Origin of the sequence: Sphingobium sp. B2D3C, from assembly GCF_025961835.1 — a bacterium.
Classification (GTDB): Bacteria; Pseudomonadota; Alphaproteobacteria; order Sphingomonadales; family Sphingomonadaceae; genus Sphingobium.
The window spans coordinates 2,371,380-2,384,893 of sequence record NZ_JAOQOK010000001.1 but is presented as its reverse complement, the minus strand read 5'-3'; the positions used below and the strand labels follow the sequence as shown (position 1 = coordinate 2,384,893).

Annotated in this window: 14 protein-coding genes; 8 read left to right on the top strand and 6 right to left on the bottom strand. The window is 65.5% G+C overall.

The annotated features are described in order from the left end of the window. Position 1: 1 nt before the first annotated feature. Both M2339_RS11090 and M2339_RS11085 read right to left on the bottom strand, forming a co-directional pair. Positions 2-904, bottom strand: a complete 903-nt coding sequence (locus M2339_RS11090; protein WP_264586585.1) for a polyprenyl synthetase family protein — start codon at positions 902-904, stop codon at positions 2-4. Positions 905-911: 7 nt separating this feature from the next. Continuing rightward, complete coding sequence (locus M2339_RS11085; RefSeq protein ID WP_264586586.1) at positions 912-1,157, bottom strand: exodeoxyribonuclease VII small subunit; 246 nt, start codon at positions 1,155-1,157, stop codon at positions 912-914. Positions 1,158-1,281: 124 nt separating this feature from the next. Between M2339_RS11085 and M2339_RS11080 the strand changes: the two genes are divergently transcribed. Next, complete coding sequence (locus M2339_RS11080; protein ID WP_181558733.1) at positions 1,282-1,659, top strand: hypothetical protein; 378 nt, start codon at positions 1,282-1,284, stop codon at positions 1,657-1,659. A gap of 143 nt (positions 1,660-1,802) precedes the next feature. After that, positions 1,803-4,040, top strand: coding sequence for a phosphoribosylformylglycinamidine synthase subunit PurL (gene purL / locus M2339_RS11075; protein WP_264586587.1), 2,238 nt, complete (start codon positions 1,803-1,805; stop codon positions 4,038-4,040). 42 nt (positions 4,041-4,082) lie between these two features. Here purL and M2339_RS11070 read toward each other — a convergent pair whose 3' ends face one another. The 3 genes from M2339_RS11070 to M2339_RS11060 all read right to left on the bottom strand — a co-directional run bounded on the left by M2339_RS11070 (position 4,083) and on the right by M2339_RS11060 (position 6,648). Then, positions 4,083-5,201 carry a CAP domain-containing protein gene (locus M2339_RS11070; protein WP_264606343.1) on the bottom strand — a complete coding sequence of 373 codons (1,119 nt, stop codon included), beginning with the start codon at positions 5,199-5,201 and terminating at the stop codon, positions 4,083-4,085. A gap of 114 nt (positions 5,202-5,315) precedes the next feature. Further along, the gene (locus M2339_RS11065; RefSeq protein ID WP_264606342.1) at positions 5,316-5,849 is read right to left on the bottom strand and encodes a GNAT family N-acetyltransferase; all 534 of its coding nucleotides are present in this window, start codon (positions 5,847-5,849) and stop codon (positions 5,316-5,318) included. Continuing rightward, positions 5,842-6,648 carry a methyltransferase domain-containing protein gene (locus tag M2339_RS11060; protein WP_264606341.1) on the bottom strand — a complete coding sequence of 269 codons (807 nt, stop codon included), beginning with the start codon at positions 6,646-6,648 and terminating at the stop codon, positions 5,842-5,844. Before M2339_RS11060 ends, M2339_RS11065 begins: the two co-directional genes overlap by 8 nt. A gap of 84 nt (positions 6,649-6,732) precedes the next feature. On the opposite strand from M2339_RS11060, the gene M2339_RS11055 reads away from it, so the two are divergent. From M2339_RS11055 to M2339_RS11030, 6 genes are all read left to right on the top strand, one after another. Beyond that, positions 6,733-7,950, top strand: a complete 1,218-nt coding sequence (locus tag M2339_RS11055; protein ID WP_264606340.1) for a DUF418 domain-containing protein — start codon at positions 6,733-6,735, stop codon at positions 7,948-7,950. 96 nt (positions 7,951-8,046) lie between these two features. Then, positions 8,047-8,925 carry a LysR substrate-binding domain-containing protein gene (locus tag M2339_RS11050; RefSeq protein ID WP_264574473.1) on the top strand — a complete coding sequence of 293 codons (879 nt, stop codon included), beginning with the start codon at positions 8,047-8,049 and terminating at the stop codon, positions 8,923-8,925. Positions 8,926-9,025: 100 nt separating this feature from the next. Next, on the top strand, positions 9,026-9,391 hold the full coding sequence (locus M2339_RS11045) for a response regulator (RefSeq protein ID WP_264572056.1): 366 nt from the start codon (positions 9,026-9,028) through the stop codon (positions 9,389-9,391). A 127-nt stretch (positions 9,392-9,518) separates the two neighbouring features. Beyond that, positions 9,519-10,160: a class I SAM-dependent methyltransferase gene (locus tag M2339_RS11040; RefSeq protein ID WP_181558740.1), complete on the top strand. Its 642-nt coding sequence runs from the start codon at positions 9,519-9,521 to the stop codon at positions 10,158-10,160. A gap of 90 nt (positions 10,161-10,250) precedes the next feature. Beyond that, complete coding sequence (locus tag M2339_RS11035; protein ID WP_264586592.1) at positions 10,251-11,456, top strand: FAD-dependent monooxygenase; 1,206 nt, start codon at positions 10,251-10,253, stop codon at positions 11,454-11,456. A 102-nt stretch (positions 11,457-11,558) separates the two neighbouring features. Beyond that, positions 11,559-12,716 carry a sensor domain-containing diguanylate cyclase gene (locus tag M2339_RS11030; RefSeq protein ID WP_264605748.1) on the top strand — a complete coding sequence of 386 codons (1,158 nt, stop codon included), beginning with the start codon at positions 11,559-11,561 and terminating at the stop codon, positions 12,714-12,716. A 6-nt stretch (positions 12,717-12,722) separates the two neighbouring features. Here the strand turns inward: M2339_RS11030 and M2339_RS11025 are convergent, their stop codons facing one another. Continuing rightward, positions 12,723-13,394: a glutathione S-transferase family protein gene (locus M2339_RS11025; protein WP_181558743.1), complete on the bottom strand. Its 672-nt coding sequence runs from the start codon at positions 13,392-13,394 to the stop codon at positions 12,723-12,725. Positions 13,395-13,514: the final 120 nt, after the last annotated feature.

The window sequence follows — 13,514 nt, the reverse complement described above, 5'->3', positions numbered from 1 at the left end:
CTTAATAGCTGCGGCTGATCGCGAAATCGGCAATGTCGCGCAGCAGATCGGCTTCCTCGCCAAAATCGCGCAGATGGTCCTTGGCCTGCGCCACCAGCAGGGATGCCTGCTGCCGGGCCTTCTCCACGCCCATCAATGAGGCGAAGGTGGCCTTGCCAGCAGCGGCGTCCTTGCCCACGGCCTTGCCGGTCACGGCAGCGTCCCCTTCGATGTCGAGCAGATCGTCGGCGATCTGGAAGGCGAGGCCGACATCATGCGCATAGCCGCGCAGGCTCGTGCGTCGCTCCTCGGGGATCCGCGCGAAAATGGCGCCGGCTTCCAGGCAGAAAACAATGAGCGCGCCGGTCTTGAGCAATTGCAGTCGCGTGATCGCCGGCAGATCGAACGGCGTCGTTTCAGCGACGAGGTCCATCATCTGCCCGCCGGCCATGCCCGCGGGACCGCTGGCCTGGGCCAGGCTGGCGATCAGTTCGCAGCGCACGGTCGCATCAGCGTGCGTGCGCTCGTCCGCCAGCACCGCGAAGGCGAGATCGTGCAGGCAGTCGCCGGCCAAGATCGCCGTCGCCTCATCGAAGGCGCGATGGGCCGTCGGCTTGCCGCGCCGCATATCGTCATTGTCCATCGCGGGCAGATCGTCGTGGATCAGGGAATAGACGTGGATGCACTCGACGGCGAGGCCGGCGCGTACCGCGCTTTCCCAGCCAATGTTGAAGAGGTCGCAGCTTGCCTTCACCAGCAGCGGGCGCAGGCGCTTGCCGCCGCCAATGGCGCTATAGCGCATCGCTTCATAAAGCCGCGCGCGCTGGTCCTCCGGCACCGGCAGCAGCCGGTCGAACTGCACGTCGATCGCCTCGGCAATCTCCGTCAGGGCGGTTTCGAGCCGGGTTCCGGCGTCCTGGCGCATCAGCGGATCATTCACTGGGATAAGGGGCCGTCCGGGGGGCGGACCCATCGGCGCTTGCCTTAATCTGTTGGATCTTGGCCTCGGCGGCATCGAGCCGCTTCTGGCATTGCAGCCGCAGATCCTCGCCCTCGCGATAGAGGGTGATGGACTGGTCCAGCGGCACGTCGCCGCGCTCCAGTTGCTGGACAATCGCCTCCAGGCGCTTGAGCGCGTCCTCGAAGCTGAGGGTGCCGTTATCGGTCTCGTCTGCCATGCCCATGCATTGACCCGGCTCCCCCACAGGGTCAAGCGTGCTCTCTACGCTCCCCCGAAAAATGGCGTATTGTCACGCAAATCAAGTTGACCTCGCGGGAGCGAATCGCAATAGCCGCGGGGCTATGAAAACCCTCACATACCCCTCAATCGCGCTTTGCGCGGCCGCGCTCGCCTTGTCTGCGTGCAAGTCCGAGCCTGAAACCTTCAACACTGGCACGAATGACCCAATGGCTGCGGAACTGGCAAATGCCGGTAACGTCGCCCTGCCCCCCATGCTCCGTGCCAGCACCACCTATCGCTGCAAGGACAACAGCCTGATCTTCGTCGACTTCATGACGGACGATGTGACGGCGAACCTGCGCACCGAACGTGGCGGCCCGATCACCGGTCTCAAGGCACCGGAAGCCGGCCAGCCCTTCGTTTCCGCCGATGGCGCGACGAAGCTGGAAGGCGCCGGCGAGACGGTCACGTATAACGGCCAGGCCTGCAAGGCGGGCTGACCGGCCGTTTATGGTTCAACCGCACGGTCCGCCCTGGCGGGCCGATGCTCAAAGATATGGCCGACCCGAGAGGGTCGGCCTTTTTCGTTACAAGGGCCGATCGGGCGGTTGTGCCCGCCCGCTGGCGGCGATAAAGGCCGCTCATGTCGACCAGCACCACCCCAAGCGCCTCAGGCATCACCCCCGAAATCGTCGCCGAACACGGTTTCACCCCCGAGGAATATGAGCGCGTTGTGAACGCCATCGGCCGCGAGCCGAATATCACGGAGCTCGGCATCTTCTCGGTGATGTGGAGTGAGCACTGCTCGTACAAGTCCAGCCGCATCCACCTGAAGAAGTTGCCGACCGAGGCGCCCTGGGTGATCTGCGGTCCCGGCGAGAATGCCGGTGTCATCGACATTGGCGATGGGCAGGCGGCGATCTTCAAGATGGAGAGCCATAACCACCCGAGCTACATCGAGCCCTATCAGGGCGCGGCGACCGGCGTCGGCGGCATCCTGCGCGACGTGTTCACCATGGGCGCGCGCCCCATCGCGAATATGAATGCGCTGCGCTTCGGCCGGCCCGATCATCCGCGCATGAAGCACCTCATCTCCGGCGTGGTGCGGGGCATCGGTGGCTATGGCAATTGCGTGGGCGTGCCGACGGTCGGCGGCGAGACCAATTTCCATGCTGCCTATGACGGCAACATCCTCGTCAATGCGATGACTGTGGGCGTCGCGGAGACGGACAAGATCTTCTATTCCGCAGCCTCCGGCGTGGGCAATCCGATCGTCTATGTCGGCTCCAAGACCGGGCGCGACGGCATCCATGGCGCCACCATGGCCTCGGCCGATTTCGGCGAGGACTCCGAAGAGAAGCGCCCCACCGTTCAGGTCGGCGATCCGTTCACCGAAAAGCTGCTGATCGAGGCGTGCCTTGAACTCATGGCCTCTGACGCCATCGTCGCGATTCAGGATATGGGCGCGGCAGGCCTGACCAGTTCATCGGTGGAAATGGCCTCCAAGGGTGGCGTCGGCATCCGGCTGGACATGGACAAGGTGCCGCAGCGCGAAACCGGCATGACCGCCTATGAGATGATGCTCTCGGAGAGCCAGGAGCGGATGCTCATGGTGCTCAAACCCGGCAAGGAGGCCTTTGCCGAGGCGATCTTCCACAAATGGGAGCTGGATTTCGCGGTGATCGGTGAAGTGACCGATACGGGCCGGATGGTGCTGGTCCACCATGGCGAGACGGTGTGCGACATTCCGCTCGGCCCGCTGGCCGACGACGCCCCGCTCTACGATCGCCCGCTTGTGCCGACTCCGCCGCTCGCACCGCTCGCCAGCGCGCCCGATAGCAAGGACCCGGCCGCCGATCTGCTCGCGCTGATGGGCTCGCCTGATCTCGCATCGCGCCGCTGGATCTGGGAGCAATATGACCACATGGTCGGCGCCGACACCGCGCAGGCGCCGGGTGGAGATGCGGCGGTCGTGCGCGTGCATGGCACCAGGAAGGCGCTGGCGATGAGCACCGACTGCACGCCGCGCTATTGCTATGCCGATCCGGTGCAGGGCGGTCGCCAGGCGGTGGTCGAGACGTGGCGGAACATCACGGCGGTCGGCGGCCAGCCGCTCGCCATCACCAATTGCCTCAACTTCGCCAATCCGCAGCGCCCGGAGATCATGGGCCAGATCGTCGGCTGTCTCGAGGGCATGAGCGAGGCCTGCCGGGCGCTCGATTATCCCATCGTGTCGGGCAACGTCTCGCTCTACAATGAGTCGAAGGCGACGGGCGGCGGCAGCGCGATCCTGCCCACCCCGGCCATTGGCGGCGTCGGCCTGCTGCCGGATGTCGAGCGGATGTGCACCATCGCGTTCAAGGATGTCGGCGACATCATCTTCCTCATCGGTGAGCGCACGGGATCGCTCGGCCAGTCACTCTGGCTGCGGCAGGTCCATGGGCTGGAAGGCCGTGATGCGGGACCGCCGCCGCCGGTCGATCTCGCCACCGAGCGCCGGACCGGCGATTTCGTGCGCGAGGCCATTCGCTGCGGCGCCATCACGGCCTGTCACGACGTGTCGGATGGCGGCGTCGCCGTCGCGGTGACGGAGATGGCGCTTGCCGGCGGCATCGGCGCGATCCTCGATCAGCCGCTTGCCGGCACGACGGCGGAAACCTATTTCGCCGAGGATCAGGGCCTGTATGTCGTGACGGTGCGCGATGCGGCGCTGGTCGAGATGCTCAGCCATGCCGAGGCGCGCGGCGTCACGGTCGCGCGGCTGGGTCGCACCATTGCCAATCGCATCATCTTCGAGCTGCCGGAGAGCGATCACTCGGTCGCGCTGGCCGATCTGCGCACCGTGCATGAAGGCTTCTTCCCGGCCCTGATGGACGCCTGACCGGCGCCCGTCGGTGCCGGCTCAGGGCACCATGCGGCCGGGTCAGGGCACCATGCGGAAAGTGTATTCGTAGCCGCTCTGCGGGGCGCCGGTGATGCCTACAATCTTGACGGTGTAGGTCGTGTTGGCCTGCAGGCCCGTCACCCGCCACTCGATGTTGTTCGGCACCCCATATCCGTCATTGTCATACTTCACGTTGGTGACAGGCAGGCTCGTGCCACCGCTGCTGACCGTGATGATGGCGCCACTAAAGCCGACGTTTCCGTTGGCGCCATAGGCCCCGGTCTTGTTGGCGAGCACGGTGAACGAGAGAATGTCGCTCGCGCCGAAGTAACGCTGCGGATAATTGCCCTGCGGATAGGCGATGAAATCGGGCAGGCTGCTCGGGGCTGGTGCCGCGACGCTGGTGCTGAAACCAAAGACCTTCATCGTCGCGCCATCTGCGCGTTCGCCCGAAGGCAGCTGATACACGGACCGCCCATAAGCAATCTGACCGAGGAACGGGTTCAGGATCCAGCGACGGTGGCCGATCGAGAGGCTATTGCGCTCCGTCATCCATCCCGCCAGCAGATCGTCTTCGGTCCGCCATGGCAATGACCCCCATCCGCCGATGAGATTGCCCGAGGCAGCGGCGTCGCGACCTGCGGTCGTGTAGCATGTCCATGTGGGTGGAGGATTGTGGTCGAGCGTCCTGTTCGCGGCCATCATGAGCGAGGAATCGTCGACGCCCTGATTGGCAGACGCAGCGTAAACGACGGCGGGAAGCCCATGCAGCGCGCGCACCGCATTCACCTTGGCCAGCATGTCCATCCGCACGCTGGTCTTGAGCACGCCGGTGTTGCACGAGGCGACATTCGGCTGCGTATCGTAGAGCGCGGCCGCCGCCGCCGTCCAACTTGTCGGCGTTGGGGTGGGGGTCGGCGTCGGCGTAGGACTTGGCGTGGGTGTGGGCGCCGGGGTTGGCGCCGGCGTGGGGGTTGGTGTCGGCGCGACCGTGATTGGCGTCGATCCGCCACCGCCACTGCCGCTGTCACTGCCACCGCAGCCGGCCAGCGAGAGCGCCAGCAGGCTTGAGGCGAGCCCCATCCATATCCGCTGTCCGCGCGGCACGTCCGACCTGTTGAGGATTTCTGCAGCCCGCATCTTGTCCGTCCGTTCCAAGCTTTGCCACGGCTTTTTGGCACCGTGTCGTTCTGGCGCAGGCTAGGCGCCGAACTATGGCGAAACTCTAAACGGGGCTGCGGTTCGTCGGGCGGCAGAAACGCTGCATCGCTTTCAGTCGCGGCGCAGAATATATTCCTCGTCGCGGTGGTCACCGACATGGAACAGATAATCGCCGACCTTGTGGAAGCCGGCGGCGGCGTAGACCGCCTGCGCCCGGTCATTGCCGGACCAGACGCCGAGCCAGCTTGGCCCCGGATAGCGCTCTGCAAGCCAATCCAGCGCGCTTTTCAGCAAGGCGCCTCCCAACCCGTACCCTTGATGGCCGCGACGGACGTAGAGTTGATAGAGTTCGCCGGAGTGCGCGCTGACCTCCGGGTGCGGCAGCTTACTCGGCCCGGCATGGGCGTAGGCGACCAGCTCTCCGGCAACCGTAGAGCACACCCAGCTGGCGTGGGTCGGGTCTGCCAGTTCGCGGGCGACGGCCTGCGCGCCATAGGCCTCGATTTCGAACCGGGCGAGGTCGTCGGGCGGATAGGGGACCGCGAAGTCCTCCAGAAAGGTCTCGCGAAAGCAGGTAAGCTTCAGCCTCGCCAGGGCTTCGGCATCCTCGGCTACTGCCCTGCGCAGGGTCGGTCGATCAGTCATGCCACAGCCTGCCATAGATGATGTGGTAGTTTGAAGCCCCGCCATCCGCATCGAACCGCGCCATCACGCGGCGGAGCGAAGTGGGCGCAAGGCGGCGATAGCCGGGCTGCGGCACCCGCGCGCCGATGGCGTGGAAATGCCGGGCCAGCGCCAGCCCGCCGGGCGCGGGCAGCGGGACCAGCTCCTCGGCAAGATCGCACTGGCCCAAAGCCTGCGCCATCGCGGCCACCTCATCACGGTCCGGATAGTCGCGTAAGCCGCAGACTAGCCCTTCACGCGCATGGGCCGCGCGCCAGTCACTGAAGCTCTCGGCGCCCATAGTGGCGAAGCATAGGCTCCCGCCCGGCGCCAAAAGGCCGTGCAGGCGGGCGAGGGCTGCCGGCAAATCCTCGAACCACTGGAAAGCGAGGCTGGAGAGAATGAGGTCGAAGCGCTCGGTGCCCAGATCCGGGCGTTCTCCGTCCATCACTAGTAGCCGCGCGGGGCTGCCGGCCTCACGCATCGTCGCGATCATGCCGGGCGCGATGTCGGTGGCGGTGATCGCCGCATTCGGCCAGCGCTGCGCAATCAGCCGCGTCAGCAGGCCGGTGCCGCAGCCGATCTCCAGCACGGTTGCCGGATCGCGCGCACCGGTATCGGTGCCGCCCGTCGCAAAATCGAGCAGGCGCATGGCGACATGGCGGTGCACGCCGGCATCGCCCTCATAGCGGGGCGCCGCCGCGCCGAATGCGGCGCCGATGCGTGTCTTGCAGTCGCTGACCATCGCTGCGCGAATGCACCAGCTTGGGGTGGACGTCACGCCAAAAGGCGATAGAGCAACGACCAATCGAACAAGGCGCCGGCCCGCTCATGCGCCCGGCCCGCAACCGGGACAGCACAGCGCATGGCCGATGAGGGCTTTCGGATCGAGGGACTGGATTTTCTGAGGGGGTGCGCCGTGATGGGCATCCTGCTCGGCAATATCGTAACCTTCGGGCTGCCCTCTGCGGCGGGGTTCAACCCGTTCACGGTGGGGACGCAAGGGCCGGCGGATCTGGCGACCTGGTTAGCGACCTTCCTGCTGATCGATGGCAAGATGCGCGCGATTTTCGCGATGCTGCTGGGTGCGTCCATCCTGCTGGTGATCGAGTCGGCGGAGATGAACGGCCGGGATGGGCTGCAGGCCCACCGTCGGCGGATGCTGTGGCTGCTGCCCATCGGCATAGCGCATTATCTGCTGCTCTGGTCGGGGGATATCCTCGTCCAGCTGGCCCTGTGCGGCCTGATCGCCACCCTGTTCATCCGGTTCGAGACGCTTGGCCTGATCAAGCTCGCGCTGGGACTGCTGTTGCTTCAGTGGGTGATCAATCTGGTGGCGGTGTGGCCCGCCTTCTCGCTCCGCGCAGCGGCGCTGGCACCGGGAGCCGCACCGACCATCGTCGAGCATTGGCAGGCCTATGCGGACTCGGCCGGAATGGGGGCGAGCCGGGCGGTTGCCAATGAGATCGCGCTCTATACCGGTAGCTATGCCGGCATTTTCGCCGAGCGGATCGGCGCCGCGCCGCGGGCGGCGCTAAACCAGATTCTCTATTCCTGGCCCGAATGTCTGGCCTTCATCGCGCTTGGCATGGCGATGCTCAAGGGCGGCTTCATGGCGGGCCAGTGGCCGGCCCCCCAATATCGCGCGACATGGCACCGGGCGATGCTGGTCGGGCTGGTGCCGATGGCGGGCCTTGGCATCTGGGTGCTGCTGTCGGGCGATCCGCTCGCGGCGCAGGCGGCCCTGTTCGGCTGGTCGGTGCCGCTGCGTCTGCCCCTGGCCGTCGCTCTGGCCGCGCTGGCGATGGGACTGGCGGCGCAGCATCCGCAAGCGCCGCTGGTTCGAGCCATTGCGACGATTGGCCGGCTGGCGCTCTCCAATTACCTGCTCACCAGCCTGCTGATGACCGCCCTGTTCTACGGTTATGGCGGAGGCCTGTTCGGCGCGCTGACGCGGACGCAGCTTTTGCTGGTGGTGCTGGCGATGTGGGCTGTGATGCTCGTCTGGTCGGTCTTTTGGCGGCGATCGATGGGGCAGGGGCCGGTCGAACGGCTCTGGCGGCTGGCGGCGCGTCGCGGATAGCGTTGAGATAACAAAGGCTCAAAACGCGCTGGCGTCGGCTGAACGCTTGCGGCATAGTTGTGCAATGCAGCATAAACTTGGGTCCCGTTAACATCGATGCGCAGGCTTCCCCCTCTCACCGCCCTTGAGGCTTTTGTGCAGGTCGCGCGCACCGGCTCGGTAAAGGCCGCGGCCGAGGAACTGGCTCTGTCAGCCCCCGCGCTCAGCCGCCGCATCCAGGCGCTCGAGCGATTTCTCGGCTACAACCTCTTCGAGCGCAAACACCAGCAGCTGGAACTCAATCAGAACGGCCATGCCCTGATCAAGGAGATCGCGCCCGCCCTCGATGCGCTAGGTGCGGCTATCGAGAGTGCTACCGGCGGCGCGCGGACGATGCGGGTGCGGCTGGGCATGTTGCCCTTGTTCGCCAGCCAGCGCCTGTTCCCGCGGCTGGGCGAGCTACACAAGCAGCATCCCGATCTGCATCTGGACGTGGATACCAGCCCGAACGCCATCGCGCGCCTAGGCGAAGGGCTGGACGCTGCCATCGTGCTGGCGCGAGATGTCGATCCGTCGTTATACGGTCGCGAACTGGATCGCGATCTTGTCTACCTCATCGGGTCGAAGGCGCTGCTGGAAGGCCCCCGGCCGGTCACGCGCCCTGAGGACATCGCCCGCCAGACCCTGCTGGTTCACCGCGACATGTCGGCGACGTTCGACGTCTGGAAGGAAGCGGTCGGCCTGCCGAATCTGACGCCGGCGTCGATCGACTATTATGATTCGGGTGCGCTGATGCTGGAGGCTGCGGCGCAGGGACTCGGCATCGCCGCGATGCATGGGCGCCATTTCAAGGAAGCGCATGACCCGCGGATCGTGCGGCTGTTCGATTATCATGTCGAAAGCCCCTATCGCTATTTCTTCGTCTGCCGCCCGAAAGCCATGGAAAAGCGCGCGGTGCGCATGTTCCACGACTGGGTGATCAACGCAGAAATCTGACCGGGCCGGGCCGTCACCGGTCTGCGCTGTCGACGATTTGTAAACGCTGCCACCCTTATGGCGTGCCTTCGCTCGAACGGGCAGAAGGTCGCACAAGCACATGCCGAAGGTTCTGACAGTCGATGACAGTCGCAGCATGCGGGCGTTGCTGCGCATGACGCTGACCGGCGGCGGCTATGAGGTGGTCGAGGCCGAGGACGGCCAGGCCGCGCTCGACTGGCTGGAGGCCAATGAGGCCGATCTGGTCATCACGGACATCAACATGCCCCGGCTCGATGGCTTCGGCTTCATCGAGACGTTGCGGGCGCAGGGCAGGCGCCATGTCGACCGGCCGGTGCTGGTGCTGACCACTGAATATAGCGAGGAAAAGCGCGCCCGCGCCCGGGAAGTCGGCGCGACGGGCTGGCTGGTCAAGCCGTTCGATCCGGAGCGTCTCCTCGCGGCCGTGCGGCATGTGACGCACTGACCAGCCGGTCCCTGTGCTTTTCAGGACGAGCGGCGCACAAAGCCGATCGATCACCCACATCTTGCCTCTTCCCAGCGCCCCCACGGCGCACTAGTGAGACGGTTCCGTGACAAGCGAGCGAGGGGCGATGGCGAGCAAGAGTTCCGCACTGACCGATCGTCGGTCAAGCGCCGGGGATTATCTGAAATTCCTTCACGCCTGGCTGCGCAAACCGCGCCAGACGGCCTCCATCGTGCCGAGCAGCCCGCACCTTGGCCGGCTGATGGCCTCGCAGATCGACCCGCAAGGCGGCCTCGTCATGGAGTTCGGCGGCGGCACGGGCGCGCTCACCCGTCAGATTTTGGCGACCGGCCTGCCGCGCACGCATCTGGAAGTGGTTGAGATCAATCCCGGTTTTGCGCGCAACCTGCGGCGCGATTTTGCGGGCGTTTCGATCATCGAGGCGCCGGCTCAGGCCGTGCTCGGCCAATGCACGGGCGGCGAGGGTGCCTATCAGTGCGTGATCAGCGGTCTGCCGCTGCTGGCGATGAGCAAGACCCTGCAAAGCGCGATTGTCAGCGAGGCCTTCCGGCTGCTGCGGCCCGGCGGTGCGTTCATCCAGTTCACTTATTCGCCGCGCCCGCCGCTGGCCGAGTCGGTCGCCGATGCGCTCGATCTGGGCGTGGAGCGGATCGGCACCATCGTGCGCAACGTGCCGCCGGCCACGGTGTTCCGTTACCGTCGCGCCGCGGACATTGCGGCCATGGACAGCGCGCAACTCGCCTTCTGATGTGAGCGGGGGCCAGCCCGGTCTTGGTAGGCGCGGGCTTTTCTCCAATGGGCAGTCGCCTTCGCCCTCCGGCCTCGCTAGAATGGACCGATGCAACGCTATGATGTCATCATTCTGGGCGGCGGTCTTGTCGGGCTGACGCTGGCCGTCGCACTCGAACGCCATGGCGTGCGCAGCGCCATTGTCGATCCGGCGGCGCCCGCGCGCGTACCGGCGCAGAGCTTCGATGGACGCACCTCCGCGATTTCCTCGGCAAGCTGGCGCCAGTTCGAGGCCATCGGCATCGCGCCGCGCCTCGCCGGCAAGACCTGCCCGATCGACCGGATCTGGGTGAGCGAAGGGCTGACCGGCGGCGCGCTCGATTTCGCGCCCGATCCCGATGATGGCGCCATGGGCTTCATGGTCGAGAATCGCGAGCTGCGGGCCGCGATCGAGGCCACGGCGGACGCGGCCAACATCGTGCGCTTCCAGCCCGACCGGGCCGTGGAGACAGTGCGGGATGCGCATGGCGTGCGCGTGCGGCTGGAAAGCGGCGCCGAGATCGGCGCGAGCCTGCTCGTCGGCGCGGAAGGCCGGGGCAGCCCGACGCGTGCGGCGGCTGGCATCACAGTGGCGAAATGGGATTATCCCCACACCGCGCTGGTCACGGCCATTGAGCATGACGATCCGCACGGCAACACCGCCTATGAAATCTTCTATCCCGGCGGGCCGTTTGCGCTGCTGCCGATGCTGCCGGGCAATCGCTCGGCCATCGTCTGGACGGTGCCGACAAAGCACGCGGCGGCCTATCTCAAGCTCGGCGAGCACGCCTGGCTGGCCGAGGCGGAAAAGCGGATGGGGAATTTCCTCGGCCGCATTCGTCTCGCGGCGCCCATGCAGAGCTATCCGCTTGGCTATCACCGCGCTGCCCGGATCATCGATGAGCGGCTGGCGCTGGTGGGTGACGCTGCCCACGGCATCCATCCGATCGCCGGCCAGGGGGTCAACCTTGGCTATCGTGACGTCGCGGCGCTCACGCAGGTCGTGGTGGAGGGCATGCGCACGGGCATGGAGCCGGGCGATGCGCAACTGCTCGCCCGCTACCAGCGCTGGCGGGCGCTGGATGCGCTGAGCGTAACGATCATGATGGATGGCCTCGTCCGCCTGTTCGATGTGCCGGGCCGGCCGGTCTCGGCGATCCGTCGGCTGGGCTTGTCCGCCGTGCAGAAGCTCGGACCCCTCAAGGATCGGTTCATGGCGGAAGCGCGCGGCGAAAGCGGCAGCCGGCCCAAATTGCTGCTGGGCGATCTGGTCTGACCGCCTGACAGCTTTTTGCATTTCAGTCGCAATTCAGCCCGTCACCTTCAAAGCTTTGTTTACCACAGCCGGCTAGAAGGGCCGCGTTGGAGGAGATCAGGCATGTCTGCCGCGCAAGTGCCGTCTGAGAGTTTTGGTGGGAAGCTGGCCCGGTTGGGCCGCATTCTGGGCATCACGGAAGGTGCGTCCGAAAGCGCGCACGTCGTCGAGGGGGCTCGGCGCGAGGAAGGCAATGCGCATCTTCGCCGCGAGAGCGAGCGGCGCAAGATGATCTACGAAGAAGTCGGCAGCTTTCTCTTCGCCCATGATCTCGATCTGACGCCGCTCAACTTCGGACTGGCGCTGGATTACATCACCGGCAACGACATCGCCGTGGAAAAGGCGGTCCGCGCGATCCTGATGGAGCGCGGGAAGCTTACCAATGGCGCGGTCGAGCAGATCATCGTCGACCAGCGGGCCGAGGAACTGACCCCTGATACGCTGGCCGACATGCTCAAGAAGGTCGAGGCCAATCTTGATCAGATCACCGGCATTGTCGATCAATCCAGCACCTCCGCCAAGGATTTCGGCGTGGCCTTGCAGAAGCAGGCCGCCTCGCTGGAGCAGTCGGATGCCGGGGAGGCGCTCGGCAATCTCATTCTGCTCACCCGCAGCATGATCGAGAAGACGCGCGAAGTCGAAAGCAAGATGCGCGAGGGGCAGACGCAGACGCGGCTGCTGCAGAAGAACCTGGAAAGCGCTCGCAAGGCGGCTGAGCAGGATCATCTGACCGGCCTCCCGAACCGCCGCGCATTCGAAAACACGCTGCGTGAGGAAGCCGTCAAGGCGCGGGAAGATGGCGAATCCCTGTGTGTCGCCTTCTGCGATATCGATCATTTCAAGGTCATCAACGATACGCATGGCCATGATGCCGGCGACCGCGTGCTCAAGTTCGTTGCCGGCCTGCTCGCCAAGATTTCCGGCGATAAATGCCATGTCGCGCGCCACGGCGGCGAGGAATTCGTCATGCTCTTCCGGGGGCTGACCGTCGCGGAGGCCGCCAAGGTGGTGGACGATGCGCGCATCGACATGGCGCAGCGCAATCTGGTCGACCGCAAGACCGGCGAACGCATGGACCGCGTGACCTTCTCAGGGGGCGTGGCGGATGTCTTTGGCTACACCGAGCCACGCGATGCGCTCAAAGCCGCAGATCGCGCCCTGTATCTGGCTAAGGAACATGGTCGCAACCGCGTCTATATCGCGGCTGAAACCGAGCATTGAGCGCGCTCAGAAATCCGGCTGATCGTAATATTTAGGCGGCGTCACGATCTCCATCCGCTCCGCCAGCAGCGGACGGAAGGAAGGGCGTGACTTGATGCCGGCATACCAGCGCTTGGTCTGGCCATGGCCTTCCCAGTCGATGCCGCCGAGATAATCCGCGACGGAGATATGCGCGGCGGCGGCGATGTCCGCCAGACTCATCGTTCCGCCGGCCAGCCAGCTGCGATGGTCGAGCAGATAATCGAGATAATCCATATGCGTGTTGGCCCGCCGCATCGCCTCGCGCAGCGCCCCAGCATCGGGTGAGGTGCGGGAGACGACCCGCTTGATCATCCGCTCGTTGAGCAGCGGCGCCACGACATCGCGATAGACGATCTGGTCCAGCCAGGCGACCAACCGGCGGACTTCCGCACGATCCAACGCGGAGCCGGCGATGAGCGGGAACTTGTCCACCGTCTCTTCGAAATATTCGCAGATCGCCTGACTGTCCGCCAGTGTCGCATGGCCGTCATCGGCCACGATCACCGGTGTGGTGCCGGCGGGGTTCAGATCGAGGAATTCATCCCGACCTTCCCAGGGCGATTCGCGCACCGTTTCGTACACGATGCCCTTTTCCGCCATGAGAAAGCGGACCTTGCGCGAGAAGGGACAGAGCGGAAACTGATAGAGATGCCACATGCGCGGCTCTTAAATCGCCAGCGAGGCCGATCATAGCTGAAACTTGCACCGCTGGAACCAATGGCGGCGAGGGGACTTGTTCCAGTGACAGCATCCCCGACGGCGGAGTGCCCGAGAAGG